Consider the following 26402-nt stretch of genomic DNA (forward strand, 5'->3'; position numbering starts at 1 on the left):
CCTCAGTTGACCTTTACCAGGCCGCCCTTGATGGTCAGCATGCCGCCGCCGTCCACGGTCTGTTCGGCGGCCGCCTTGTTCACCAGGCTGATGCCAGCATCGTTGGTCAGGGTGGTGCCGGCCTTGTTTTCCAGCGAAGTACCCGCCTGATTGCTCAAGGCGGTGCCGGCCTTCTGGCTGATGGACGTGCTGGCCTGGGCGGCCAGGTCCGCGCCGCTCTTGATGGCGAAGCTGCCGCCGCTTTGCAGGGTCAGGGTGCCGCTGACCTTGATGGTCAGGTTGCCGTCCACCGTCAGGCTGTAATTGCCGGTGACCTTGTGATCGTAATTGCCGCCGGTACTGTGGGTCTGGTCCGAGCCCACGGTGACGGTGCGGGCGTCCTTCACGTCGAGACTGTCGCTGCCGGTCTGGATGGTCACGCTGCGCTTGCCTTTCTCAAGCGTGACGGTTTCGTCGCCGTCCTTCACCGTGCGCGTGCGGGCGTTCTGCACCGTGAGGGTTTCATCGTGGCCGACGGTGGCGGTGGTGTCGTTGAGCACGTTGATGTTGAAGTCCTTTTGCGCCTGGAGAAACACCTCCTCGGCGTCTTTCTTGTCTTCGAAGCGCAACTCGTTGAAACCGCCGCCGCCCTTGGACGAGTTGGTCTTGATCCCGGATTGGGTCTGGTTCGCCGGTAGCGCATAGGGCATGGCATTGTCGCCGTTGTAGACGCAACCGGTGACCAGGGGCCGATCCGGGTCGCCGTCGATGAAGGTCACGATGACTTCCTGGCCGATGCGCGGCACGAACTGCATGCCGAAGCCCTTGCCGCTCCAGGGCAAGACCACACGCACCCAGCAGGAGGAGGTCTCGTCGTTCTTGCCGGTGCGGTCCCAGGGGAACTGCAATTTGATCCGGCCGTATTCATCGGTCCAGATTTCTTCGCCGGCCTTGCCCACCACCACCGCCGTCTGGGTGTGCATGCGCGGTTTTGGCGTGATGCGAGCCGGTCGGTAGGCGGTAGTCTTGGGGATCGCTTCGAAGCGGTTGCGATAGCTGTCGTGGCTGGCTTCATGGCTGACCGACGTCACTACCCAATCGATATTCAGCGTCGTGTCTTCATGGCCGGCGAGGGTGAACCAATAGCCCGGGACCAGCCAGCGGCAATCGCTTTCGCCAACGAAACGTTTCTCCTGGCTGCGCAGGCCGTCCACCCGCTGTTTGGTCAGCGCATCGCCCTGGGCCTTGGCGGTATAACCGCCGGGATGCTCGTACATCGAACTCGGCCCGGCCGTGGCTTCGGCCTGGCTGAAGAGCGAGGTGGTCGGCGTGGTGAACTCATAATCGGTGGCTTGGTAAACCCCGGCCACCGCTTGCAGGCACACCTGCCCCGAACGGATGCCGTGCAGTTCCCGCTCGCCCATTTTTTGCCCGAGATAGTTCACCGTCGGCCCATTGGGGATGGGCGCGAAGGCGTCGTTGCTGTCAGCCAGTACCAGCGTGTGCTTGCCGGCTTCATGGCTGAAGAACCAGAAAATTCCGTCTTCCTCCAGCAGGCGCGAGACGAAGGCCAGGTCGGTTTCGCCATATTGCACGCAATACTCGCGGGGTGTGTAGCTACCGGTGAGCTTGAGTTGGAAGTCGGTGAAGCCGTGGACCTTGAAAATCGTCGTGACGATGTCCGACGTGGCGAGGTTCTGGAACACACGGTTGTTACTGGCAAGGCTCAACCACCAAAGCCACGGCCGGAGCAAAAGCTGATACCGCTCGGCGGTGGCGTCGGCCGGCAGTTGGCGGATCTCGGCCACCAGCCAATCCAGCGGGCGCAGCAAGGCGTCCTTGTGCAGCGTGGTGGTTACGTGGCTGGCGACGGCCGTGGTGAGGTCCAGCGAGGCGCCGTCGTTGATGCCGTTGAGGATGTGCGAGCCCAAGGCATTGAGGCGTTCTTCGCCGGACAGCGAATCGGGGTACAGCGCCGACAGGGAGGTGGCGGTGAGGGAGAGGGTGGTGTTGCTGTCAGTGGAGCGGGGCATAAAATACCTGGATATAAATCGCGGGATATCGGGTTGATGCGGTCAGTTTGTTTTTTGTGCGTACTCTTTTTTTATAGATCCAAACTTTATTCCGAATGACATGGCGAATTTGGACTTGAGTGCTTTGCATTGTTTGCACATGTCATGAGGGCCCACGATGTAGATATACATCTCACTCGGTTTGATCTTCCGTTGCTTCCAGTAGATGATTTCCCAGCCGGCTTCATTGAATACAGTCACCTCGGCGTCATTTTTGCTTTTTCCAGCAAGGTACCGATGGTCGTAAACCGTAAAGTTGTGTTTGCCGGGGGGGATGTAGCCACTGTGACCAAAATGAATCTCGCCATAGTTATCGTCGTCATACAATACAATGCCCGCGGCAGCGGTATGCTGGTAAGCCCTTTCCCTTCTAAGTAATTCGACTCGCACTTTTTGTTTTACTTCATCCGATATCATTTTAATTCTCCGGTTGCTGCCGATCAGGTATGTTCATTCCAACACCCACTCCGCCAATTTCCCCGTCACCTGCGTCATCAACACATTCTCGACATCCCGTGCCCCCGCCGCGCTGCACTTGGCCAACACAGCCTTGACGATTCCCGCATCGAACTCGAACTGCTTGCCGGTGGCTGCCTTATAGCGCCCGCGCAATTTCTCCAACTTCGCCAACACGATCCCCTCCAGCGTCGCTTCATCCAGCGGCCGGTACGCCACCACCGTCATGCGCGCCAAAAACGCCGGGCGGAACGCTTGCAGCAGGACCTTGTGCAAGGCGTCGTTGAAGGCCTCGCTGCCCAGTTGCGCCACTGGCGTGTCCAAAAGCAGTTCGGCGCCGACGTTGCTGGTGGCGAGCATCACGGTGTTCTTGAAGTCCACCACCAGGCCGGTACCGTCTTCCATCAGGCCTTTGTCGAAGACGTTGTAGAAGGCCTCGAGCACGTCCGGGTGGGCTTTTTCAATTTCATCCAGCAACACCACGGAATAGGGCTTGCGGCGCACCGCTTCGGTGAGCACGCCGCCGCTGCCGTAGCCGACGTAGCCGGGCGGGGCGCCCTTGAGTTGGCTGACGGTGTGGGCTTCCTGGTACTCCGAGAGGTTGATGCTGATCAGGTTGCGCTCACCGCCATACAAGGCATCGGCCAGGGCGTAGGCGGTTTCGGTCTTGCCCACGCCAGTTGGGCCCACCAGCAGGAACACGCCGACCGGTTTCTGCGGGTCGGTAAGGCCGGCGCGGTAGGCTTGCAGGCGTTGGGCGATGGTGTTCAGCGCGGTGCCCTGGCCCATGACCCGCTGCCCCATGCGTTGGCCGAGGGTGCGCACGGCATGGGCTTCATCGGCGAGCATCTTGCCCACCGGGATGCCGGTCCAGCCGGCGATCACGGCGGCGACGGTCTTGCTGTCGACCTGTTCGGGCACCAGCGGATCGTCCTGGCGAATGGCATCCAGGCCCGCCTCCAGGCGCAGCAGTTCGGCGGCCAGGTGGTCGATGCGATTATCGATCTCGGTGTCGGCTTTTTCGCTGTCGGCACGTTCGCTCAGGGTGAGCAGTTCGCGGCGGGTGTCGAGCAGTTCGCGCACGGCTTCGCGCTCTTCGCCCCAGCGGGTTTCCAGCTCGCGAATGGCCTGCACGTTGCTGGTCGATTCGCTTTCCAGCAAGGTGATGCGCTCGCGATGATCCAGACCGGTGGCCTGTTCCCGGCGCAGGCGTTCGACTTCATCCTTGAGGCTGTTCTGCCGGTGGCGCAGGCTTTCCAGCGGCGGCGGTACGTCGTGCTGGCCGAGGGCAACCCGGGCGCAGGCGGTGTCGAGCACGCTGATGGCTTTGTCCGGCAACTGTCGTCCGGAGATGTAGCGGTGGGACAGCTTCACCGCCTCGTGGATGGCAGCATCCAACACCTGCACGCCGTGGTGCTGTTCCAATTTACTCGCCACGCCCCGGAGCATTTCCACGGCAGTGAGTTCGTCCGGCTCCTCGACTTGAACCAGTTGGAAGCGGCGGGCCAGGGCCGGGTCTTTCTCGAAGTATTTCTTGTATTCCAGCCAGGTGGTGGCGGCCAGGGTGCGCAGTTCGCCCCGGGCCAGGGCTGGCTTGAGCAGATTGGCCGCGTCGCTGCCGCCCTCCGCACCGCCGGCGCCGATCAGGGTGTGAGCCTCGTCGATGAACAGGATGATCGGTTTTTCGGCGCTGCGTACCGCGTCGATCACGCCCTTGAGGCGCTGTTCGAACTCGCCCTTGACCCCGGCGCCGGCCTGCAACAAGCCCAGGTCGAGTACGCGTAGGGTGACTTCCTGCAACGACGGCGGCACATCCCCGGCGGCGATGCGCAGGGCCAGGCCTTCCACCACGGCGGTCTTGCCGACGCCGGGCGCGCCCACCAGGATCGGGTTGTTCTGCCGGCGCCTGAGGAGGATGTCGATGCACTGGCGGATCTCGCCGTCGCGGCCGACGATGGGGTCGATGCGGCCATTCCGGGCGTCGGCGGTCAGGTCCTGGGTGTACTGGTCCAGCACCGGGTCCTGTTTCGGTGGTGCTTCGCCGGGTTTGGCCGGGCGCACGCCGCCGACATGCTCGCGGGAGCTTTCGGTCCATTCCAACAGATGGGCGCGCAGGGCATCGCGGGGAATGCGCAGCAGGGACGAGGCGCTGTTGAGCAGCAGGCTGCGACGTTCGTCACGGTCCAACAACGCCAGCAACAATAGCCCGGAGCGAATGCTGTCCAGGCCCAACACGCTGGCCTGGACCACGGCGTCCTCCAGCAGGCCGATGGTTTGTGCCGACAGGGCGGGCGTGCGGGTGCTGCCGGATTTGAACAGGTCCAGGGCCTTATTGGTTTCGGCGGCCACCGCGTCACGCTCCAGGCCGAAACGCGGCAGCAGGCAGGCGAAGTCACCGCCTTCGATGTCGAGCAGTTCCAACAGCAGGTGTTCAATTTCGACGTAGTGGTGGCTGCGTTGCAGGCAGCGTTGCGCGGCCCGTTCCAGGGCTCGGCGATTGTCCGGATTGAGGCGTCCGATCAGGCTGGCCAGTTCCATTTCAGGCGATCTCCGGCTGGCGAAGGCGGGTTTCGATGCGTTGCACGGCCAGGCTCGGCTGGCGTTGCAGGCCACCGTTCCAATTCAGCCGTGGCGCAGTCTGGCGACTCAACTGCAACGGGCCGGCGCCACGAACCAGCAGGACCAATGTGCAATCCAGGTCCGGGCCGAAATACAGCGCATAAAGGCTGGCGAGCAGCGGATGGATTTCGCCAGTGGGCAGCACGCCGCTGGCTTGGGGCGCGCTCAACGGTCCCAGCGTCAGGCGCACGCCGGCATGTTCGTCCCAGACCCGAGTGCCGGCGACTGCGTTGCGGCCCAGGCGCAGGTTGCGTCCGTCCGGCTGCAAGTAACTGCGGCTGGCCGGCGGGATTTCACGCCAGCCACCTTCATAACCGCTCAGCTCCACAGGCAAGCCGAACTGTTCACGGACAATCGCCGCGAACCCCTCCAGGGAGCGCCGGCCATCGGCATACAGCGCGGTGCAGGCCAGGACCGCCGAGTCGGGTGCGGCCTGGCGTTCCTGCAAGGCCTTGGGCAGCAGGCCGGTCAAAGCGCGCAGTTGCGCGTGTACGGCGGACGCGCCTGGCGCCGTGAAACCGAGGGCGATGCGATGTTTGCGCATCACCTTGTACAGCAGGCTGAGCAGGCGGTGCTGGAACAGGTCGAGGAATTCCGCCGGGGCATGGTCCTTCGCCCGCGCCCGTTGTTGCAGCCATTCCTGGTAGGCGTAGGGCAGCGGGCCGTCCGGGCCGCCGAGGCCAAAGATCGGCGTGGTCAGGGTCGGCGGCAGGCCGGGTTCCTGGCCCAGGCTCTCGACCTCACTGGCGGCGAACAGTGGCGTCAGCGGTCCACGCAGACGCACGGCCTCGGCCTGTGGCGCGGTGCCGCTGCCCAGGGGCTCGGCCTGGGGATGTTCGCGTTCGAGCAGCAACAGGGCCTGGAGCCATTCGAAGCGTTGTGGGTCGCGCCGCAGTCGCTCGCCCAGGTTCAGAGCGCGAGGGGTTTGCCGGCTTGGGGTTGCCATGTCTTCACCTCCTTGTCGGACTGGACCAGCACGGTGCGCACAAATCGATTGGCGGTGGCATACAAAGAAAAGAATTGCGCCAGCACGCCGGAGAACAGCACGGCGCTGCTGCCGACGAAGTGATGCGGATCCAATTGCAGGCGCACCTCCAAGCCGTTGCGCCACCCGCGCCAGGCATCCTCGCCAACATGGGCGATGACCCGCTCACAGGTCAGTCCGGATACGCCTTCGATCTGGCGGCGCGCGCTGGCCTCGTCCCGCAGGTTGTGCAATTCGAGAATCTCGCGCAATGCGTCCAGCGCCTGGGGACCTTCCACCAGTGACAGATGATTGAGGGTCAGTTGCGACACCAGTCGCCAGCGCGACTCACCGTCCAGGCGCGGCAGGCTCTGCGGGCTGGGAGGATTGCGCAGGCGCGCCCAGGCCACCGGTCCGGGGCGCTCGAAACCCAATGGCGTGCCGGCCGGCAGGCTCTGGGCCAGGTGGCGGTTGGTGCACAGCAGTTCGGCGGTGAGGCTGTAATCCCGGGATTCGGCCAGTGGATCGAAGCGGGTGTCCACTAGGCTGACCATCACGTCAGTGCCCAGTCGGTTCGGGCTCATGCCGCTGACCCGGCGCGCATGCCAGTAGCAAGTTTGCTCGTTGCCATGCTGGCTGCCGTAATAGGCCGGCACTTTGCGCACTCCTTGTTCGGTCATGGCGCGCATGCCTCGGATGCTGTGGATCTCGACGCTGTTTTCCCGGTGACTGTCGGCCACCAGCCGATACTCGCTGCGAGTGCCGTCCGGGCGCAGCGGCTCGGAGGTCCGGGGAAACAGATTGATCACCGGAGCGCAGCCCAGGGCGATGTCGCTGGCCTGGAGCGGCAAGCGGCTGGTTGGTGCCCGGTCGAACGCGATGTACAGGTATAAAGATGCGTTGTCGCTGTGGGCGCCGGCCAGCGGCAGGTCGAAAAAGCCGAATTTGTCCGCAAAGGCGAAATACTCCGCCAACAGGCGCATGCCTGGGTGCACGCCGTCCTCGTCCGGCAGCAAGGCTTGGTCGCTGGCGAAACCGACGATGCGTGGCAAACCCGCCAACGGTTCCGGCACGCTGCCCGGCGCGCCAGCCAGGACCTTGATGGCGTGAGCGCCCAGCAAATCGTACAGCCCGGCGTTGATCATCGGTGACGCCGCCAGGTGTATCCGCAGCGAATCGATGCCCAGCGTCGACCATTGGCTTTTTCCCAGGCAACGCAACTCCAGGCGCAAGGCCGAGCGGGCCTGGACTACTCCGGTCAACGCCTGGGCCTCGTCACTGCCCAGCAGCAACGCTTCGCTCACTTGCAGTGGCCATAGATGCACGGCAGCAGTGGTGCGGAAATGAATGCTCTGGCCTTTGTCCGTGGTGACGAACAATGGCGTGTCGCGGGGCAGGGGATAGCCCTCGTTCAAGTTGCCTTTGCTCGGGTCGGGCTCGAACTGCACGATGGCGCACGATGGCAAGGGTCGCATGGCCAACGGGTAAAGTTGTTCGAGCAGGGCATCACTGAATTCGGCGTAGTCGTCATCCAGCCGGCGTTGCAAGCGCGCGGCCAGCAGCGCGAAGCCTTCCAATAGTCGTTCGACGTGGGGATCGGGACATTCACCGGGGGACAATTCCAGGCGCCGGGCAACCTTGGGGTAACGCTCGGCGAAAAGGCTTCCGGCATGGCGCAGCCAAGTCAATTCGCGTTGGTAGTAATCCAACAGTTGCGGGTCAATCGAGTCGCTCATGGCGCACCTCAAGGCCGTCGCCGGCGTGCTCGATTACAAACGCCACGGGCCATGGGTGCGGGTCCCCACGCAGTTCGCCCGACAGCCGTATGCACAGTTGCTGCGGATGGCCCGGCACCGGGCAGACTTCTACCTCGCCCAGGCGCAGGCGCGGTTCGAAGTGGGTGATGGCCTGGCGAATTTCCCGGGTCAGTTGACGACGGTCATCGCTGCGCTGCTGTTGCAGCGCGGTCCAGTCGGCGATGCCGTAGTCCAGGATGCTCGGCGGTTCGGTCAGCGCCCGTGAGCCGCGCCGGGTATTGAACAGGCGTGACAGTTCGGCATGCACCGAGTCCTGCAATGCCTGTCGATCGAACACCCGCCCGGCATCGTCTGCCGGGCTTGCCAAACGTTCGAACAGGGGCGGCCGCAGCCCGAAGCCAGCCATGGCGCGGCGTCCCTACTTGGTCATTTTGTTGGCGGCCAAATCCCAGGTCGTGCCGGCCGTGCCTTCCTTGGTGCCGTCTTCTGGGCGGTGAGCTCCCATTTGATCTTGGTGAAGTTCAGCGACAGGGTTTCCACCGGCTTGCCACCGGTACCACCGCTGACACTGACGTTGGACAGCACGACGTTGGTCAGGGTGTAGACGATGAACGGCATGATCTGGCCGCTGCCTTCGGCGGCGTTGCGGCCGATGGTGACGACGGCTTGCGGGATCGGCTTACCGGCGCAGCAATATTCATTGAGCGACGGAGTTGAGCTGTCGATGAATTTGGTCAGGGTGAACTCGCCGATGTGCGGGCGGCCGGAGGTGCGCTCCGAGTTGCTGACGTCGTTGGTGACCTGCATCGCCACGTTGTGGCTGTAGGACATGACCTCGATCTTGTCCGTGAAACCCTCCAGCAGGCTGTCGCCCTTGATGTCGCCGCCGAGGTCGAGAATGATTGCGTCCATTGTTTGGAACTCCTGAAGAAGACGAATGAGGCAGTGCCCGATACCGATGAATTAACCCGTGGCCAATGCGCTTGCTGTGGCTAGATAGCTTTTTGTGGCTGGAGCGCTTTTGTGGCAATGGAGCTGTTGTGGCGAGGGAGCTTGCTCCCGCTGGACTGCGCAGCAGTCCCAAAAAACAGGGCCGCTTCGCGCCCCAGCGGGAGCAAGCTCCCTCGCCACAAAAAGCTCTCCAGCCACATAGCCACACAGCCACGCCGTGGTCAGGCAGCTACCGGCGGCGGTAGCGTCGCCACCAGGCGGATCGAGGCGGTCAGTTCCTCCAGTTGGAAGTGCGGCCGCAGGAACACCGTCGCTTTATAGGCCCCGGGCTTGCCAGCCACCTCGGTCACGTCCACCCGGGCCTCGCGCAACGGGTACTGCGCCTTGATCTCCTGCGGCGCGTTGTCGTTGATCAGCACGTAGTCGGCGATCCAGTTGTTGAGGTAGGTCTGGACGTTGTCGCGGGTCATGAAGCTGCCGACCTTGTCGCGCATGATCACCTTCAGGTAATGGGCGAAACGCGAGGCCGCCAGCACATACGGCAACATCGCCGAGATCCGTGCGTTGGCGTTGGCCTCGTTGGTGTTGTAGACCTTGGCCTTGTTGGTGCTCTGGCCACCGAAGAACACCGCCACGTCACTGTTTTTCTTGTGGCACAGGGCGATGAAGCCGAGGTCATTGAGTTCTTTCTCGCGACGGTCGGTGATCGCCACCTCGGTCGGGCATTTGAGCGACAGGTCCCCGGAGCTGGTGCGGAAGGTATGGGCCGGCAGGCCTTCGACCGCACCACCGCCCTCGGCCCCGCGAATCGCCGCGCACCAACCGTATTTGGCAAAGGCCTCGGTGATGCGTTGCGACAGTGCCCAGGCGGCGTTACCCCACAGGTATTTGCTGTGGTCGGTGCCGTTGACGTCCTCGACGTAATTGATGCCTTCCACCGGCAGCGTGTCCGGGCCGTACGGCAGGCGCAGCAGGAACTGCGGCAACACCAGGGACACATAACGCGAGTCTTCGCTTTCGCGGAAGGCGCGCCACTTGATCAGCTCCTGGCTTTCGAAAATTTTCGACAGGTCCCGGGGGATCGCCAGTTCGGTGAAGCTGGTCATGTCGAACAGCCGCGGGCTGGCGGCGGCAATGAACGGCGCGTGCGCGGCGGCGGCGACGTTCGAGAGTTTTTCCAGCAGGCCGATGTCCTGCGGATGCCGGCCAAAGGTGTAGTCGCCCACCAGAAGGCTGAACGGGTGCCCGCCGAAGGTGCCGTACTCTTCCTCGTAGATCTTCTTGAACAACGCGCTCTGGTCGAATTCGACGGCTTTCTCCAAGTCGTTCTGCAGTTCTTTCTGGGTGACGTTGAGCAGGCGCAACTTGAGCCGGGTACTGGTTTCGGTGTTCTGCACCAGCAGGTGCAGGCCGCGCCAGGAGGCCTCGAGTTTTTGCAGGTCGGGATGGTGCAGGACTTCGTTAAGCTGGGCGCTGATCAGCTCGTCGATCTGGCTGATGCGGTCGTTGATCATGGCCACGGTGTCCTTGTCGATGGCCATGCCTTCGTCGAGGACCTGGGTGGCGAACTCCGCCAGCATGTCGCGGGCGTAGTCTTGCTGGCTGTCGTCGTGGGCCATGCGGCCTTCGGCGATGATCTTGTCCAGCAAGGACAGGGTCTGGGTCGTGCTCTCGCTGGTTTGAGCGCTGGATGAAGCAGGCATGGCTTTATCTCCCTTGATTGAGGCGCGCGATCAGGCCTGTGGTTCGGCCGGGGCAGGGTCATCGTTGGCGGCTACGGTGGGCAGTTCTTGCGTCGCGTCCTGGGGCCGGGCCGACTTGATCTCCTGCAGGCCTTCGGTGTTGGCGATCACGTCACGCAGCAGCTTGTCCAGGTCATCGTTGCCGTCGAGCTTGGTCAACAGGTCCCGCAGGCGCTGCCGGGCTTCGAACAAGCGGCGCAGCGGCGTGACCTGCTCGACGACCTTTACCGGGTCGAAATCGTCGATGTGCCGGAAGTTGAGTTCGATATTGAGCTTGCTGTCGTCGCCGCTGAGGGTGTTGTTCACCTGCAGCGTGGCGCGGGGGGAGATGGAGGCGAGCACCTCGTTGAAATTATCCCGATCGATCTCGGTGAAGCGCCGCTCGTTGAGCTTGGGCAGCGGCTCCAGTGGCTTGCCCGAGAGGTCGGCCAGAATGCCGACGACCAGTGGCAGTTCTTTTTTCTCGATGGCGTTGCCGATTTCCACGTCGTAGGTGATCTGGACGCGGGGAGGACGGACTCTGTCGAGCTTGTGCTGGGTACTTTCTGCCATGGTGGCCGACTCCGATGCAGGTGTGGAAGCAATGCATCGGGAGTCCCGCTCATCGCATTCCCTTGCTGATCCGCAGGTTGCAAACGGACGGCAGAAAACCTGTCATTCCCTTGACGAACCTGGTCCATTCGACTGTGTGGGTCGAACTATCCAAGACGCTAGAACAGGTCTATAAAAATGCAAGCAAAAACAATTTTTGACCGCTGAGAAAAGGAAGATTCATTTTGCGTGGGTTTTTTCATGGGTTTTTTTTGAGCCTGGCACTCACCGGTTGCTCGCTCTTTGCCCCCAGCGTCGACCTCGACAGCCTGACCCTGGACGTCGCGCCTCGGGCCAACGACGACACGCCGATCGCCGTGGATTTCATTGCGGTAAACGACCCGGACCTGCTCAAGCAACTCTCGGGCATCACCGCTAGCCAGTGGTTTGCCGAGCGCGAACAGTTCCAGCGTGACTATCGTCAGCTCATGTCGGTGTGGGGGCTGGAGCTGGTCCCGGGGCAATTCATCGACCGCCAACCCTTCCCGCTGGAGGGCCGGCGCGCCGCTGGACTTTTGGTCTTCGCCAGCTATAACACTCCGGGAGCCCACCGGCTTCGGCTGGACGATCAGCACGAGGCCTGGCTGAAGTTCGACAGTCGCGAGATGACCCTCGTGAATGATGATCGGCACAAGCAGCCTTGAGTGACCGCGGGCCGCCTCGCGCGGCAATTTGGGATGTCGAAGGGAGTCGTATGAGCCTGTTACCTGACGCGGTGTGCTGGCACGAGGGCATGCAACTGTTGCCCCAGCATTTTCAGTTGCAAGGACTGCGCGCCGAGGCCCTTGCCGCGCATTTTGCCGGGGCTTGCAACCCTTGGTTCTGGGGCGTCAGCCAGTTGGAAGTCGATCCTTCGGCCCTGAGTGCCGGCCAGGTACGCCTGTTGCAATTGCAAGGCACCTTGCCGGACGGCTTGCCGGTCAATCTGCTGGCCGGTGTCGGGCCAACCCTGGAACTGGACGTCAGCGAGGCGATCGACAAGACCGACGACGCCACCGTGACCGTGTACCTGGCGGTCAGCCCGCTGTGGCGTGCCGGGCAGTTGCTGCCGCTCAAGGGACGTTTGCAATCGGTGGTCGGCGAGGCTTTGCCAGACCTCACCAGCGGCGAGTTTCCCGAGTCGATCACCGTCTGGCGGCCCAACCCGAGGTTGTGCACGCAATTGAGCAAGGCTGATTCGATCTGCTTGCCATTGCTGCGCATCCGCAAGGAAGGCGGCGGTTTCTGGCGCGTGCCGTATACGCCGCCAACGCCGATCCTGCTGCCGGAGTCGGCCCTTGGTCGGCGGGTGGCCGGGGTGTGCGCGAGGGCCAGGGAAAAGTGCATGTTTCTCGCCGGTCGCTTGCGTCAGGCCCAGGCGGCTGGCAACCAGGACGATGCCATGGAGATCCGTCGGCAATTGACGGCCCTGTGGGCGCGCTTGCCGGAGCTCGAGGGGATGCTGAATACCCGGGTGGCGACGCCCCAGGCGCTCTACGGTTTGCTGCTGGGGCTGGCCGGGAGTTGGTCGGCGCTGGACCCGTTGGCGGGCGTCCCGGCTTTCGCGCCGTTGGATTTTCTCGAGTTGCAGCGCGGCTACGAGCCGCTGCTCGACTGGCTGGAAACCACCCTGGAATTGGTCCGCGCCGGCTACCGCAGCCTGGCATTCGAGCGCAACGAGCAGGTCTTCTCGATCCAGTTGCCTGATGACCAGCCCGATCAACGCCTGGTGATCGGTTTGCGCATGCCCAACGGCGCCGGCGAACAAGCGGCGGCGGAATGGTTGCGCGGCGCGATCATCGCGTCGGCGCCCCACATTGCGCTGCTGAGCCGCCAACGCATGAGTGGTTTGCCGCACCAGGCCATGAGCCGCAACGAGCAGGTGGCCTACAGCGTCGGTGACGACACCCGTTTGTTTGTGGTGGCCGCGAGCGGGCAATGGTTCGACGGGCAATTGCCGCTGCACATCGTGGCGCCGGCCTCAGCCCAGGCCAGCAGCCCGTGGCAAGTGGTGTTGTTCGTGGCGCAAGCCAGTGAAAATGCCTGATCGCAGAAGGGGAGTCGTATGCCTGACGGAAGTGGCGGGGTGGTTCGGAGTCTGCACGAGGCGCCGCTGAGCAGTGCGTTTCGTCAAGCCTGGTTGAAGTGGTCCCAGGAATGGCAAGACTTGCCCAAGGACAGCGACCCTGCGGTGCTGGTCAATCGGGTCGTGGAGTTTTCCGGTCGCGGCGCCCAGCGTCTCTGGCGGGTGGCCTATGCCACCGTCGGCGATGCCGCTTCCGAGCAGGTCAAGGCGCTGGTCTATGCCTTCGTCGCGCTGGTGGACGAGACCTTGCTGTTCAGCACCTGGCCCGGCCAACTGGCCTGGCAGCAGCATCCCCTCGAGTCACGCATGTACGCCAGCCGCCAGGCCGGCGAGCGCTTGCCCGCAGCGATCAAGAAACTGCTGGATGAGCAGATGCCGGGCACTCGGGACCTGGCGAATGTCTACCTGCAATGCCTGATCCTGGGATTCCAAGGGCGCTTGCGCGGCGAGCCTGGCCAGGTCCAGCACGAAAAATGGCGCGTGGCGTTGTTCACCTTTGCCTGGCAGCACGAACCCGATTACGTCGACGTCAGCCAGCGCCTGGCGATGTCTGCGGCGGCGACGCCCGCGCGTATGCCCGCGCAGCAATCCTTGCCGGACGGCTTTCGCCTGGGGTTGGCGATCGTGGCGATGGTGCTGTTGTTGACTGGCCTGGGGCAGGTCTTCTGGCGTGACATCCGCCTGGAGCTCGAACCGGTATTGCAACTGAACGAGTCGTCAGGCCAGGAGAAGGATTCATGAATACCCTGAGCATCGTCGCCTTGGTGCTGCTCGCCATTGTCGTGGTGCTGGTGGTCGCGGCAGCGGTCTGGTGGTTGCGAACCCAGGGCGGCGCGGCGGTTCGCAATTTCTACGGGGCGGTGCGCCAGATGGAGCAGGAGCAGGGCACCCGCGACCGCTATCAGACGCCATGGCTGATGATGCTCGGCAACGAAACCGACGGCGCCCAGCTGTGCAGCCAATGGCGTTTGCAACCCACGGACAAGGCGGGCTGGTTCGGGCGCTGGTTTTGCGATGCCGAAGGCGCCTTGCTGGTAGTGCCCCAGGCGTTGTTCCTGCCCGATGAAGGCATGAACCGGCAACGGGGCAACTGGTGGCGACTGCTGGGCCTGCTGTTGCGGCTGCGCAGCAAGCGGCCATTGGACGGGGTGATCTGGACAGTACCGTTCAGCAAGTTCGATGACATCGAGCACACCACTGAGCTGAGCCTCAAGGTCCGACGGGTTTTTATCGATTTGCTGCAACGGTTTGGCCTGAGCCTGCCGGTTTACGTGGTGATCACCGGGATGGAAGAGTTGCCCGGGTTCCAGGAATTGGTCAGCGCGCTGCCTGCCAAGGCGCGGGAGTCGATGCTGGGTTGGTCGTCGCCTTATTTGCCGGATGCGGCGTGGCAGTCGCACTGGAGTGACCAGGCGCTGGATGAGATCAACGCCGCACTGGCGCAATCGATCATCGAGATCGGTGCGTTGTCGGGACAGCTGAGCACCGATCTTTATGGCTTGCCGGAACGCTTCGAAGGCTTGCGACGAACCTTGCAGATCTTGTTGGAGCCGGTATTCCAGGGCAACGCCCAAGGCGAAGCGCCGCGATTTCGCGGCGTGTACTTCACCGCCAGTCAGGCACCGGCCGTCAGCGGCGACAGTTTGGCCGCCCATCACGATGGCCAGCGGCAAACGGTGTTTGCCCGGCAATTGTGGTCGCGACGTCTTATGGCCGAACGCGGCCTGGCCCAGCCGGTGCCTCGCTTGCTGCGCGTGCGCCAACGCGGTCATCGGCTGGCCGGCGCGGTGGCGTTGGTGGTGGGCCTGGTCTGGTTGGGAGGCATGGTCTGGGTCTGGCGCGATTCGGTGGAAAACGCCGAGGGACTGTCACGGTTGGTCCTCAGTGCCCACAAGAACCACATCGTCGTTGACCCGGACCAGCCGCAACTGGAGCCGACCCGGCATAACGTGCAGAACTACTGGAACGTCTTGGAGAAAGCCCCGCGCTGGCGTTATGTCTCGGTCGTCTTCCCCACCTCCTGGTTTTCCTCCGTGGACACGCAGCTGGAGGATGGCTTGCGCCTGACCGCCCGGCACCATTGGATACTACCGCTGCGAGACTTGCTCGATTCCGACCTGGAACAGCTCAAGTCCATCCGCAACACCGAGCGGCGGGGCAACGTCGAGAACGACGATCCGGCGCAGTGGCAAAGCTACCTGAAGGCCAAGGCGCTGGTGGATCTGGCGGCACGCCTCGAGCAGCACAACCAGATGTTCAGCCAAGTGGTGAACGACCCCAAGGCGCCACTGGACGAACTGGTGCAGTTGAGCAACGCCGCGTTGTCCTTGGGCCTGAACACCGGGACTTTGAGTCGCCCACAGTTTTACAACCGGGTCCTGTTCGATGCGCGAAACAGTGATTTGCAAGGGCTGGACCTGAACGCCGCGCGCCCTGTGATTACCGATAATTTCACCGGCCTGATGCAACGCTGGCTGGACCATTACTTCCTGGCGGACAACTTCGTTCGCCAGGCCGGTTATCTCAAGTTGCACCTGCAAGGACTGGAGGCAGGCAGCGGCAACTCCTTGAGTGAGCTGGAAGACCTGATGGCGCTGATCGATGACCTGCAGACGCTGGTCAGCCTGACCAACTCCGCCTGGGGGCGGGGCAAGGGCCAGGACCTCGTGCCTGGCTACACCCAGATGCTGGACAAGGTCAGCCACAGCACTTTGCTTGGCCCGGATATCACACAGGACTTGGAGAGCCAGGCGGCGAAGTTGCAGCAAAGTTTTCGCGACCAATGGATCGTCCAGAGTGGTTCCCGGGACAATCTGCTGGTGCAGCAGGGCAGTGGCTTGCTGGTGTTGCAGGACCATGTCACGGCGTTGGACGGCGCGGTGCAAGCGCTGTTCAAACGGGATTTCGTGGCGTTGGCGATGCAGAAGGATCCGTCGACCGGCAATCCGGATTCAATAGGCCAGGGCGATGGCAGTGATGATTTCAGCGTCGCCCTGAATTATTTCGCCAGCTACAAGAGCTATGCCAGCGAAGAGCTGTCGCGGATCCCGCCGGATTACCGTGACGCGCTGATGCAGGCCGCCGAAAGCGCCGCGGCACGGGCCATGTGGTTGAGCCTGGATGAAAGCGACGAGCCGTCGCCGGACCTGGGCTTCAACGTACAGACCGCCCAAGCCGTGGCGCTGCAGAAAGCCTTCATGGACGTGCACCGGGGCGACCTGGCGATACGTTTCCAGCGCCTGCTCAATCGCCGGGCATTGGCGCAGATCAACAATGGCCTGGCCGAAATCGATGCCCAGCCGTTATTCAGCCAGCGCGCCGATATCGAGCGTTGGGACGGTTCGAAGAACTTCGGCTTGCAGCTGTATGGCGCCAACGATCCACAGGAACTGAAGCTGAACCTGAACCAGCAATTCAGTGCCATGCTGCAGATCGCCGAACAGCGCATGCCTGCCCTGGAATGGCTGATCGTCCAGCAGGACGACCTGTCCGCCCTGGAGCATGACCAGGTGGCGCGGTTCATGGCCCTCAACGACGAACTGCTCAAGTACAAGAATCAGAACCCGGCCAGTTCGGCTGCCCAGTTGGAACAATTGGTAAGTCGGGATTTCAATGCGATGGACACCGCGTCCTGCGCGCAGATCTTGCAGACCTCCAGCCTGTCCGGTGGGCGCGGCGACCTGGCTCGGCGCACGGTCGCATTGCAGCAGGGGGCGCTGCAGCGTTGCCTGTACCTGCAACAGAACCAGGCGGCAATGGCCTGGAATGACCTGGCCAATTATTTCAACCAGTACCTGGCGGGACGCTTCCCGTTTTCCCAGGACGTGTGGGCCAGTGATGCCGACCCGGCACGGGTCCGGCACCTGTTGGAATTGATCGAGACACGTGTGCCCCTGGCCCAGGCCGGGCTGACGCTCAGCCAGACGCCGGAGCGGTTGGCGGCCGAGGATTTCCTCAACCGCTTGAAGCAGGCCGGTGTCTGGCTCGGGCCGCTGTTCGTGCGGGACAAGAGCGGCATCCTGGGCGTGGAGATGGACGTGCGCTGGCGCACCGACCGCGAGGAAGAGCGCGGCGCCGACCAGGTCATCGCCTGGAGCCTGGACGCCGGCAACCAGCAGATCAACTACCCCGGTGAGGGCCAGCAGAACCTGCGCTGGATGGTCGGCCAGCCCGTGCGCCTGACCTTGCGTTGGGCCCGCAACGGCTACCAGCGCCCGGCCAACGACCCGTTGCAACCGAACCTGGTGGTGCGCGACCTCGAAGCCGGCTGGGAATACCAAGGGCCATGGTCGTTGCTGCGCCTGATGCGTTCGCTGGGCTCGGTCCAACGCCAGCCGAATGTCGACTACACCGATTTTCCCCTGGCCCTGCAACTGCCGGTGACCGCCCAGACCCAAGCCCGCACGGCGCAACAGACCTTGATGTTCGTGCGCCTGTCGTTGATGAGCCAGGGTTCCAAATTGCCGCTGTCGATCCCGCCGCTGCCGACACAGGCGCCTCGTTCACCTTTCCTCGCGCCTGCGTCGAGGCCTGCCATTGCCACCCGTGAGGAGGGCCTGTGAGTTTGCCGATAACCCCGTTGCCCGAATTGGTCAGCCAACTGCTCGAACCGATCAGCGCCGAGTCGCCCTGTGGCCAGGATCTGCGTTACGAAACGGAGTACGACCAGCTACGCGAATTGCGTCGGGAAGACGACACCAGCCTACCCACCGGCGTGTGGCAGTCTTCGATCAAGCGCGCGCTCTGGCCGGACCTGGAGCGGCTCGCGACCACGTTGCTGCTGGAGCGCAGCAAGGACCTGATGATCAGTGCCTGGCTGGGGGAGGCCTGGCTGCACCTGGCCGGGCTGGAAGGTTTGCCCGGCAGCCTGGCACTGGTGGCGGGGCTATGCGAGCGCTATCCGGAACACCTGCATCCCCTTGCCGAGGATGGCGATCAATCGTGGCGGGTGATTCCGCTGGAATGGCTGGCCCGTCGCTACAGCGAAGTGCTGCTGACGCGGGTGCCGTTGCTTGATGGTCGTGACCCAGCCTTCGCGGGTTTCAGCCTGGACGATTGGCAGCGCCTGCAGCGCCAGCAAGTGCTGGGCAACGACAGCAAGAATGCCAAGGCCTCGGCGGAGGCGGCGCGCAACGAACAAAAGAAGCTCAGCGAACTGATTCGCAACACCCCGTTGTCGTTTTGGTTGCACCGCCAGGGCAGCCTGATGTTGAGCCTGCAACACTTGCAACGGCTCGAAGCCTGGAGCGACGCCTACCTGGGTAACCTGGCGCCGGGCTACAAATCCTTGCAGGACGTGATGCAAGCCATGTTGGCATTGGTAAAGGAGTTCATCGCGATGCATCCACAGCAACCCGCCGTCGTGCCCGCGCAAACGCCCACGGTGGCAACGACGCCGACCTCCCCGCCGACGGCGGCACCTGCCCAGGTCTTCCAGGAACCGGCCAATCGTGAGGAGGCCTATCGACAATTGCTGGTCATCGCCGGTTACCTGGCGCGCACCGAACCCCACAGTCCCGTGCCCTATCTGATCCGGCGCGGTGTGGAGTGGGGCAACAAGCCGCTGAGCGAGCTGCTGGGAGAACTGATCAGTGCCGATGCCGAGTCTCGGCGGCTGTGGACGTTACTCGGGGTCCTCTAATGCTGCGCGTCGGGTAGCTCCACTGGCGTCAGCACCGGTTTGCCGGAAAAAAACGCGTTCAGGTTATCGCCGACCAACTCCACCATGGCGCGTGTCGCTTCCGGCGACAGGCCGGCCACGTGAGGTGTCAGCACGACGTTCGACAATTGCTTCAGGGCGTCGGGTACTTCGGGTTCATGGTCGAATACATCCAGCGCAGCCCCGGCAATTCGCCGATGTTCGAGGGCGTAGATCAGCTCGGTCGTGGCGACCACGCTGCCGCGGGCAATGTTGACCAGGAATCCGTTGGGACCCAGGGCGTCGAGGGCTTGCTTGTTGATTAACTGGCGGGTGTCCAGCCCTCCGGGCGTGGCGATAATCAGAAAATCCGAGACCCTGGCCAGTTCGGTGGGCGTTGCGCAGAAGGCGTAGGGCACGTCGCTGCGTACGCGGCGATTGTGGTAGCTGATGTTCATGTCGAAACCGAGGGCGGCCCGCTTGGCAATCGCCATGCCCACGGCGCCGAGTCCCAGCACGCCCAAGTGCTTGCCAGCGAGGGAAGGGCGCGTGCTTCGCGGCCATTCGCCCCGGCGCAGGGCTGCGTCGGATCGAGGCACATCGCGCACCAACGCCAATAACAGCGCCATGGCATGGTCGGCCACCGATGAAGCGTTGACCCCGGCACCGTTGGTGACAACGATGCCTCGGTCGCTGGCGGCTTGCAGGTCCACTTGTTCATAACCGGCGCCGATCACGCAGATGATCTTCAGGTTGGGCAGGGCGGCCATTTCCTCGGCAGTCAAGCCCAAGGGGCCGCGGGTCAACACCGCGCTGAACCGTTCACCGTGTTCGAAAACCGCTGCCTTGCGTTCGGCGGGCGTGGGCGCGAGTTCCAGGTGATAGCCTTGGCGCTCCAGGATCGGCAGGTATTCGTTAACGGTTTCAACCAGTACCAGAACGGTTGCAGTCATGCTGTGCTCCTGTGGGCGCGGGCGATTTTGATATTCAACCTGATTGTAGGGGCCGCAGGGAGGTGTAGCTTGGGCTTTTTGTATTTCATTTTTGGCTGGCACATTTCCCTGTGGGAGCGAGCCTGCTCGCGAAGACGCTGGTTCAGGCAGCGAGGTGTTACAGGAAGGGCCTCTTCGCGAGCAGGCTCGCTCCCACAAGGAATGTGGGGGACAATTTTTCTGTCCATGATCTGCTCCGGATAACCACTCCTCAGCTAAGTCTTTGCTTCTGTTCATGAATCCCGGACAATCGCGCCCCTGTTTCGGCCAGGGCGCTGCCTGTCGGGGTTTTCCGACTCGTCCTGGCCGGGTGCATGTGACCGGAAAGCGGAGATCCGACCGGATGAATGATCAGGCCAACAGCGTCGAAGAGCGCTTTGAAACGACAGCCCCAGCCACCCTCGGTCAATGGAGTCGCCACGACACGACGTGGATGCTGGGCCTTTTTGGTACCGCCATTGGCGCTGGCACGCTGTTTCTACCGATCAACGCCGGCCTCGGCGGTTTCTGGCCGCTGCTGATCCTGGCGCTGCTGGCGTTCCCCATGACGTTCTATGCGCACCGGGGCCTGACTCGTTTCGTGCTGTCCGGTCGCGACGGGGCAGACATCACCGAGGTGGTGGAAGAGCATTTCGGCATCAAGGCCGGCGCGTTGATCACCCTGTTGTACTTCTTTGCGATCTTTCCGATCCTGCTGATCTACAGCGTGGCGCTGACCAATACGGTGGGCAGTTTCCTGGAACATCAGCTGCACGTGCAGCCGCCTCCTCGGATTGTGTTGTCGCTGATGCTCATTCTCGGCCTGCTGGCCGTGGTGCGTTGCGGCGAGCAGGCGATCGTCAAGGCCATGAGCCTGATGGTTTACCCGTTCATCGTGGCGCTGCTGTTCCTTGCGGTGTTCCTAATGCCCCATTGGAACGGCGGGATCCTGACCACTGCGTCGACGCTGCCGGAGCCTTCGGCATTGCTGCATACCTTGTGGCTGGCAATTCCGGTAATGGTGTTTTCGTTCAACCATTCGCCGATCATTTCGGCATTTGCGGTGGACCAGAAACGTCGCTACGGCGATAACGCTGAAGAGCGCAGCTCACAGATCCTGTCGCGCGCGCATGTGCTGATGGTGGTGATGGTGCTGTTCTTCGTGTTCAGTTGCGTGCTGACCCTGTCCCCGGCACAACTGGCCGAGGCCAAGGCGCAGAACCTGTCGATCCTGTCGTACCTGGCCAACCATTTCAGCAACCCGACCATCGCCTTCGCGGCACCGCTGATTGCCTTCGTGGCGATCTCCAAGTCGTTCCTGGGGCACTACATCGGCGCCAGCGAAGGTCTCAAGGGCCTGATCGTCAAGAGCGGCCGGCGCCCGGCGCCGAAAACCCTCGATCGCCTGACGGCGGCGTTCATGCTGGTGGTGTGCTGGGTCGTTGCGACCCTTAACCCGAGCATCCTGGGCATGATCGAAACCCTGGGCGGCCCGGTCATCGCGGCCATCCTGTTTCTGATGCCGATGTACGCGATCCGCAAAGTCCCAGCCATGGCCCGCTATCGTGGCCAGGCGTCGAATGTCTTTGTGGTGTCGGTGGGCTTGGTGGCGATCACTGCGTTGGTCTATTCCCTCATGGCCTGATAACCCAGGGTGGGAAGGTGGCTCAGTTGGCAGGGATGTTGGCTGTCCGGCCGCAATCGCGAGCAAGCTCGCTCCCACAGAGGGCCAAGGTGTTCAGAGGATCTGCGTCTATCTGCAATCCAATGTGGGAGCGAGCTTGCTCGCGATCGCGGTGGTTCAGTCGGCAGGGATGGTGGCTGTGCCGCCGTCTTCGCGAGCAGGCTCGTTCCCACAGAGGGCCAAGGTGTTCAGGGGTTCTGCGCCCATCCGCAGTCCAAGGTGGGAGCGAGCCTGCTCGCGATGGCGGTCTGTCAGCTTGCATCAAATCCCCAGGCATAAAAAAACGCCGCCCCTCGCAAGAAGGGCGGCGTTTCAGTGGTGCGTTTTAAGCTTTACGCTTGAACGACCGGGATGTTGGCGTTGGCAGCCGCTTCACGGAACTCGGCGATCTGGTCGAAGCTCAGGTAGCGGTATACGTCCGCTGCCATGCTGTCGATCTTGCCGGCGTATTCCATGTACTCCTCGACGGTCGGCAGGCGACCCAGGATCGACGCCACGGATGCCAGCTCAGCCGAAGCCAGGTAGACATTCGCGCCGTCACCCAGACGGTTCGGGAAGTTACGGGTCGAAGTGGAGACCACGGTGGAGTTCGGTTCCACGCGTGCCTGGTTACCCATGCACAGCGAGCAGCCCGGCATTTCCATCCGTGCACCGGCCTTGCCGTAGATGCCGTAGTAGCCTTCTTCGGTGAGCTGGTGAGCGTCCATCTTGGTCGGCGGCGACAGCCACAGACGGGTTGGCAGCTGGCCCTTGACCTGGTCGAGCAACTTGCCGGCAGCGCGGAAGTGACCGATGTTGGTCATGCAGGAACCGATGAACACTTCGTCGATCTTCTCGCCAGCAACGCTGGAGAGCAGGCGGGCGTCGTCCGGGTCGTTCGGCGCGCAGAGCACAGGCTCCTTGACGTCGGCCAGGTCGATTTCGATGATTTCCGCGTACTCGGCGTCCTTGTCGGCTTCCAGCAGTTCCGGGTTGGCCAGCCAGGCTTCCATCGCCTGGGCACGACGCTCCAGGGTGCGGGCATCGCCGTAGCCTTCGCCGATCATCCAGCGCAGCAGGGTGATGTTCGACTTCAGGTACTCGGCAATCGATTCCTTGGACAACTTGATGGTGCAACCTGCAGCCGAACGTTCTGCCGAGGCATCGGACAGTTCGAAAGCCTGCTCGACGGTCAGGGTTTCCAGGCCTTCGATTTCCAGGATGCGGCCGGAGAAGGCGTTTTTCTTGCCTTTCTTCTCGACAGTCAACAAGCCTTTCTGGATCGCGTAGTAAGGGATCGCATGGACCAGGTCGCGCAGGGTGACGCCCGGTTGCAGCTTGCCCTTGAAACGCACCAGGATCGACTCGGGCATGTCCAGCGGCATCACGCCGGTGGCGGCGGCGAAGGCGACCAGGCCGGAACCGGCCGGGAACGAGATGCCGATCGGGAAACGGGTGTGGGAGTCACCACCGGTGCCGACGGTGTCCGGCAGCAGCATGCGGTTCAGCCAGCTGTGGATGATGCCGTCGCCCGGACGCAGGGACACGCCGCCACGGGTCATGATGAAGTCTGGCAGGGTGTGGTGGGTGGTCACGTCGATCGGCTTCGGATACGCCGCGGTGTGGCAGAAGGACTGCATCACCAGGTCGGTCGAGAAGCCCAGGCACGCCAGGTCTTTCAGTTCGTCACGGGTCATCGGACCGGTGGTGTCCTGGGAGCCTACGGTGGTCATCTTCGGCTCGCAGTAGGTGCCCGGGCGAACGCCGGTCACGCCGCAAGCCTTGCCGACCATTTTCTGCGCCAGGGTGAAGCCCTTGGTGCTTTCGGCCGGCGCTTCAGGCTTCTTGAACAGGTCCGAAGGCGGCAGGCCCAGCTCGGCGCGGGCTTTTTCGGTCAGGCCACGGCCGATGATCAGCGGAATACGACCGCCGGCACGGACTTCGTCAAGCAGGACCGGCGTCTTCATTTCGAAGGTGGTCAGGACTTCATCGGTGCCGTGCTTGCAGACTTTGCCGGCATGCGGGTACAGGTCGATCACGTCGCCCATGTGCATGTTCGACACATCGAACTCGATCGGCAGGGCGCCGGCGTCTTCCATGGTGTTGTAGAAAATCGGCGCGATCTTGCTGCCGAAGCAGAAACCACCGGCGCGCTTGTTCGGCACATACGGGACGTCGTCGCCGAAGAACCACAGCACCGAGTTGGTGGCGGATTTACGCGAGGAACCGGTACCGACCACGTCACCGACGTAGGCGATCGGAAAACCTTGGCCACGCATCTCTTCGATCTGCTTCATCGGGCCGGTCTTGCCTTGCTCATCGGGCACGATGCCGTCGCGAGCCATTTTCAGCATGGCCAGGGCGTGCAGCGGGATGTCCGGGCGGGACCAGGCGTCAGGGGCAGGGGACAGGTCGTCGGTGTTGGTTTCGCCGGTGACCTTGAAGACCCGCAGGCTGATCTTGTCGGCCAGCACCGGGCGGTTCTTGAACCACTCGCCGTCGGCCCAGGATTGCAGGACGGCCTTGGCGTGGACGTTGCCGTTCTTGGCTTTTTCCGCCACATCGTGGAAGGCATCGAACATCAGCAGCGTGTGCTTGAGTTCTTCGGCGGCGACCGGAGCCAGCTCGGCGTCGTCCAGCAGGTCTACCAGGGTCACGATGTTGTAGCCGCCCTGCATGGTGCCGAGCAGTTCTACAGCGCGCTTCTTGTCGATCAGAGGGGATTGGGCTTCGCCCTTGGCCAGGGCGGACAGGAAACCGGCCTTGACGTAGGCGGCTTCGTCGACTCCAGGCGGAACGCGATTGGTGATCAGGTCAACGAGGAAAGCTTCTTCGCCAGCCGGGGGATTCTTCAGCAGCTCGATCAGGCCTGCGGTTTGTTCGGCGTTAAGCGGCTGGGGAACGATACCCAGTGCTGCGCGCTCTTCGATATGTTTGCGGTAGGCTTCAAGCACAGTTATTACCCTCATCAGTGGTCCCAAATGGGTGTCCGGGACGCTCATCCAGAAACTCACGGCACTCATGCGCGTCAGGGGGCTTTTTGGGCCTCCACGCCAGAATTGCCGGAGTTCCTCACAGAAGCTGCTTTCAAAGTTTTACGCCTGCAGAACGGGAGCTGATGAGGGTTGGCGTTGGGCTTTCCCCGCTGGAAAGACCCTTCGCCAACACCGCTCTGAAGGAACGACTGTGCTCGTGACGCTTTGAAAACAGCTTCTAACGGACATTGGCGCCTTAAAAGGCTGGCTGATTCTACGGGAAAAAAAAATTAAAGGTAAGTTGAGCCTGGAAGTTTGAGGGGTGATCAATCTTAGACAAAGGGCTAACATGCCGGCCTGTCCTGTTTTTGCGTGTGCGTTGCCTTATGCCCAACCAGCTCATCAAGACCCCCTGCGTCGGCCTCTGTTCCACTGTCTACGGCGACCTGGTGTGCCGTGGCTGCAAGCGGTTCCACCATGAAGTGATTCACTGGAACGGCTACAACGAAGAGGAAAAGCGCGCGGTGTGGTTGCGGCTCGAGCAGCTGCTGGTGCAGGTGATGGTGGCCAAGCTCGAGGTTTTCGACCCGCAGCTGCTGCGCCAGCAACTGGAATCGCGCAAGATCCGCTTCGTGCCGCATCAGTCGGAATATTGCTGGGCCTATCAGTTGATCGCCCGGGGCGCGCGGGTGATCAATAACCTGGAAGCGTACGGAATGGTGCTGCTGCCGGAATTTCGCGACTGGGAGCTGCCCGACCTGCGCGATGCCATTGATCGGGAATTTTTCCTCCTGTCCGAAGCGCATTACCAGCGCTACATCGCGCCGGGGTTCTTGAAGGATGCGATCGGCGGCTGAAAGGCCCTCATCTGTGGCAAGTTGCTTTGTACCCAGTAGCTCTTGTGGCGAGGGAGCTTGCTCCCGCTGGGTTGCGAAGCGACCCTCGCTCTTGATCCGGATAATTTTGAACCTGAAAACCCAAGCGTCTGCTGCGCAGCCGAGCGGGAGCAAGCTCCCTCGCCACAATAGCTTGATCGCCCAAGGTTTTTATTCTTTTGCCGCCATCTCCACCAGATGGTCCTCCACCTCCTGCGGCTTGAGCACCAGCACATCGCTTTCCAGCGTATCGAGCACGGCTTCGGCGGTGTTGCCGATCAGCACCCCTGACAAACCCGAGCGGGCCACGGTGCCGATCACGGTGACAGCGGCCTGTAGCTTGTGGGCCATGTAGGGAATCAAGACATCCGCCGGGCCTTCCTGGATATGCAGGTGCTCGTCATCAATGTCGAATTCGGCCTGGAACGCCCGGCATTGCTCACGGTAGCGCGCCTCGATGGTTTCCTTGAGCTGGTAGGTCGGGTCGGCGGACGAGAGCATCGGCGACGGGTGGGCGCTGATGACATGCAGGTGCGCCTTGGCGAGGAGGGCGATGTCGTAGCCATGGTCGATAATCGTCGAGTGCAGGTGGCGGTGCTCGCCATCGGCATTGCCCACGTCGACGGCGGCCAGGATCACCCGGTCTTTCCAGGACCCCGACGTCTTGACCAGCAGCACCGGAGTCGGGCAATGGCGCAGCAGTTTCCAGTCGGCCGGGGTCAGCAGGGCTTTTTTCAAGGGGCTGTCGGGGAAGTGCTGCTTGATGACCAGGCCACAGCCTTCGGCCTGCTGCACGTCGATGATGGTTTCGTAGAGACTTTCGTTCCAGGCCTGCTCGGTGGTCACGCTGTAGCCGTCGGCCGCCAGTGCGGCCTTCAGGACGCTGAGCATCCCGGCATGGTCATGGTGTTTGTCGCAGACCAGCAAGTGCAAATGGGCCTGGGTCACGCCGGCGATCAGTTTGGCGCGCTTGAGTGCCAGGCTTTCCGAATGTTCGGGTTCGATGACCACGAGGATGCTGCGAATGGCTTGCATGATCGGCGTCTCCAGCAGTGAAAAGGCACGGCGTTGCTCAACTATAGTT

The 26402-nt window shown here is 62.7% G+C and carries 18 protein-coding genes and 1 pseudogene; 7 read left to right on the forward strand and 12 right to left on the reverse strand.

Features of this window, described 5'->3' with window-relative positions:
• Positions 1 to 2: 2 nt before the first annotated feature.
• From tssI to tssB, 9 genes and pseudogenes are all read right to left on the reverse strand, one after another.
• Positions 3 to 2012, reverse strand: coding sequence for a type VI secretion system tip protein TssI/VgrG (gene tssI, locus J3P94_RS11780; RefSeq protein ID WP_434573543.1), 2010 nt, complete (start codon positions 2010 to 2012; stop codon positions 3 to 5).
• Between the two features lie 42 nt (positions 2013 to 2054).
• Positions 2055 to 2468 (reverse strand): hypothetical protein, encoded by a 414-nt coding sequence (locus J3P94_RS11785; RefSeq protein WP_434573545.1) that lies wholly within the window; start codon positions 2466 to 2468, stop codon positions 2055 to 2057.
• A 33-nt stretch (positions 2469 to 2501) separates the two neighbouring features.
• The gene (tssH, locus tag J3P94_RS11790) at positions 2502 to 5045 is read right to left on the reverse strand and encodes a type VI secretion system ATPase TssH (RefSeq protein ID WP_434573547.1); all 2544 of its coding nucleotides are present in this window, start codon (positions 5043 to 5045) and stop codon (positions 2502 to 2504) included.
• 1 nt (position 5046) lies between these two features.
• A complete protein-coding gene (gene tssG, locus J3P94_RS11795; RefSeq protein ID WP_434573549.1) occupies positions 5047 to 6072 on the reverse strand; it encodes a type VI secretion system baseplate subunit TssG in 1026 nt (341 codons plus the stop codon).
• Complete coding sequence (tssF, locus tag J3P94_RS11800) at positions 6036 to 7826, reverse strand: type VI secretion system baseplate subunit TssF (protein WP_434573551.1); 1791 nt, start codon at positions 7824 to 7826, stop codon at positions 6036 to 6038. Before tssF ends, tssG begins: the two co-directional genes overlap by 37 nt.
• Complete coding sequence (gene tssE / locus J3P94_RS11805) at positions 7810 to 8253, reverse strand: type VI secretion system baseplate subunit TssE (protein ID WP_434573553.1); 444 nt, start codon at positions 8251 to 8253, stop codon at positions 7810 to 7812. Before tssE ends, tssF begins: the two co-directional genes overlap by 17 nt.
• Before the next feature lie 12 nt (positions 8254 to 8265).
• A pseudogene (locus J3P94_RS11810) lies at positions 8266 to 8759 on the reverse strand (Hcp family type VI secretion system effector).
• Positions 8760 to 9019: 260 nt separating this feature from the next.
• Positions 9020 to 10501 (reverse strand): type VI secretion system contractile sheath large subunit, encoded by a 1482-nt coding sequence (gene tssC, locus J3P94_RS11815; protein ID WP_434573555.1) that lies wholly within the window; start codon positions 10499 to 10501, stop codon positions 9020 to 9022.
• 30 nt (positions 10502 to 10531) lie between these two features.
• A complete protein-coding gene (gene tssB / locus J3P94_RS11820) occupies positions 10532 to 11092 on the reverse strand; it encodes a type VI secretion system contractile sheath small subunit (RefSeq protein WP_030142659.1) in 561 nt (186 codons plus the stop codon).
• Between the two features lie 224 nt (positions 11093 to 11316).
• Here tssB and J3P94_RS11825 point away from each other — a divergent pair, with 224 nt between their 5' ends.
• The 5 genes from J3P94_RS11825 to tssA are packed head-to-tail and all read left to right on the forward strand — an operon-like array spanning position 11317 to position 18837.
• Positions 11317 to 11775, forward strand: a complete 459-nt coding sequence (locus tag J3P94_RS11825) for a type VI secretion protein (RefSeq protein ID WP_434573556.1) — start codon at positions 11317 to 11319, stop codon at positions 11773 to 11775.
• Between the two features lie 50 nt (positions 11776 to 11825).
• Positions 11826 to 13157: a type VI secretion system baseplate subunit TssK gene (gene tssK / locus J3P94_RS11830; RefSeq protein ID WP_434573558.1), complete on the forward strand. Its 1332-nt coding sequence runs from the start codon at positions 11826 to 11828 to the stop codon at positions 13155 to 13157.
• An 18-nt stretch (positions 13158 to 13175) separates the two neighbouring features.
• The gene (locus tag J3P94_RS11835) at positions 13176 to 13937 is read left to right on the forward strand and encodes a DotU family type IV/VI secretion system protein (RefSeq protein ID WP_434573560.1); all 762 of its coding nucleotides are present in this window, start codon (positions 13176 to 13178) and stop codon (positions 13935 to 13937) included.
• Entirely contained in the window at positions 13934 to 17758 is a 3825-nt protein-coding gene (locus J3P94_RS11840; protein ID WP_434573561.1) for a type VI secretion system protein, read from the forward strand. Before J3P94_RS11835 ends, J3P94_RS11840 begins: the two co-directional genes overlap by 4 nt.
• Positions 17755 to 18837: a type VI secretion system protein TssA gene (gene tssA, locus J3P94_RS11845; protein WP_434573563.1), complete on the forward strand. Its 1083-nt coding sequence runs from the start codon at positions 17755 to 17757 to the stop codon at positions 18835 to 18837. The genes J3P94_RS11840 and tssA overlap by 4 nt, the downstream gene beginning before the upstream one ends.
• Here the strand turns inward: tssA and J3P94_RS11850 are convergent.
• Complete coding sequence (locus tag J3P94_RS11850) at positions 18834 to 19787, reverse strand: 2-hydroxyacid dehydrogenase (protein WP_434573565.1); 954 nt, start codon at positions 19785 to 19787, stop codon at positions 18834 to 18836. The genes tssA and J3P94_RS11850 overlap by 4 nt on opposite strands.
• 382 nt (positions 19788 to 20169) lie before the next feature.
• Between J3P94_RS11850 and J3P94_RS11855 the strand changes: the two genes are divergently transcribed.
• Positions 20170 to 21450 carry a serine/threonine transporter gene (locus tag J3P94_RS11855; protein WP_434573566.1) on the forward strand — a complete coding sequence of 427 codons (1281 nt, stop codon included), beginning with the start codon at positions 20170 to 20172 and terminating at the stop codon, positions 21448 to 21450.
• 371 nt (positions 21451 to 21821) lie between these two features.
• Here J3P94_RS11855 and acnB read toward each other — a convergent pair whose 3' ends face one another.
• A complete protein-coding gene (gene acnB, locus J3P94_RS11860; RefSeq protein ID WP_305501222.1) occupies positions 21822 to 24422 on the reverse strand; it encodes a bifunctional aconitate hydratase 2/2-methylisocitrate dehydratase in 2601 nt (866 codons plus the stop codon).
• A gap of 407 nt (positions 24423 to 24829) precedes the next feature.
• Here acnB and J3P94_RS11865 point away from each other — a divergent pair, with 407 nt between their 5' ends.
• Entirely contained in the window at positions 24830 to 25300 is a 471-nt protein-coding gene (locus tag J3P94_RS11865) for a DUF1289 domain-containing protein (protein ID WP_434573568.1), read from the forward strand.
• A gap of 189 nt (positions 25301 to 25489) precedes the next feature.
• Here J3P94_RS11865 and J3P94_RS11870 read toward each other — a convergent pair whose 3' ends face one another.
• Entirely contained in the window at positions 25490 to 26353 is an 864-nt protein-coding gene (locus J3P94_RS11870) for a universal stress protein (protein ID WP_434573569.1), read from the reverse strand.
• Positions 26354 to 26402: the final 49 nt, after the last annotated feature.

It is taken from the genome of Pseudomonas sp. Z3-8, from assembly GCF_051131975.1.
Classification (GTDB): domain Bacteria; phylum Pseudomonadota; class Gammaproteobacteria; order Pseudomonadales; family Pseudomonadaceae; genus Aquipseudomonas.

Excerpts from the sequence above, each read along its gene's own strand:
- tssH (WP_434573547.1), bottom strand. The coding sequence starts at position 5,045 with ATGGAACTGGCCAGCCTGATCGGACGCCTCAATCCGGACAATCGCCGA.
- tssI (WP_434573543.1), bottom strand. The coding sequence starts at position 2,012 with ATGCCCCGCTCCACTGACAGCAACACCACCCTCTCCCTCACCGCCACC.
- J3P94_RS11785 (WP_434573545.1), bottom strand. The coding sequence starts at position 2,468 with ATGATATCGGATGAAGTAAAACAAAAAGTGCGAGTCGAATTACTTAGA.
- J3P94_RS11855 (WP_434573566.1), top strand. The coding sequence starts at position 20,170 with ATGAATGATCAGGCCAACAGCGTCGAAGAGCGCTTTGAAACGACAGCC.
- tssF (WP_434573551.1), bottom strand. The coding sequence starts at position 7,826 with ATGAGCGACTCGATTGACCCGCAACTGTTGGATTACTACCAACGCGAA.
- tssE (WP_434573553.1), bottom strand. The coding sequence starts at position 8,253 with ATGGCTGGCTTCGGGCTGCGGCCGCCCCTGTTCGAACGTTTGGCAAGC.
- tssB (WP_030142659.1), bottom strand. The coding sequence starts at position 11,092 with ATGGCAGAAAGTACCCAGCACAAGCTCGACAGAGTCCGTCCTCCCCGC.
- tssK (WP_434573558.1), top strand. The coding sequence starts at position 11,826 with ATGAGCCTGTTACCTGACGCGGTGTGCTGGCACGAGGGCATGCAACTG.
- J3P94_RS11835 (WP_434573560.1), top strand. The coding sequence starts at position 13,176 with ATGCCTGACGGAAGTGGCGGGGTGGTTCGGAGTCTGCACGAGGCGCCG.
- J3P94_RS11840 (WP_434573561.1), top strand. The coding sequence starts at position 13,934 with ATGAATACCCTGAGCATCGTCGCCTTGGTGCTGCTCGCCATTGTCGTG.
- J3P94_RS11870 (WP_434573569.1), bottom strand. The coding sequence starts at position 26,353 with ATGCAAGCCATTCGCAGCATCCTCGTGGTCATCGAACCCGAACATTCG.
- J3P94_RS11865 (WP_434573568.1), top strand. The coding sequence starts at position 24,830 with ATGCCCAACCAGCTCATCAAGACCCCCTGCGTCGGCCTCTGTTCCACT.
- tssC (WP_434573555.1), bottom strand. The coding sequence starts at position 10,501 with ATGCCTGCTTCATCCAGCGCTCAAACCAGCGAGAGCACGACCCAGACC.
- tssG (WP_434573549.1), bottom strand. The coding sequence starts at position 6,072 with ATGGCAACCCCAAGCCGGCAAACCCCTCGCGCTCTGAACCTGGGCGAG.
- J3P94_RS11850 (WP_434573565.1), bottom strand. The coding sequence starts at position 19,787 with ATGACTGCAACCGTTCTGGTACTGGTTGAAACCGTTAACGAATACCTG.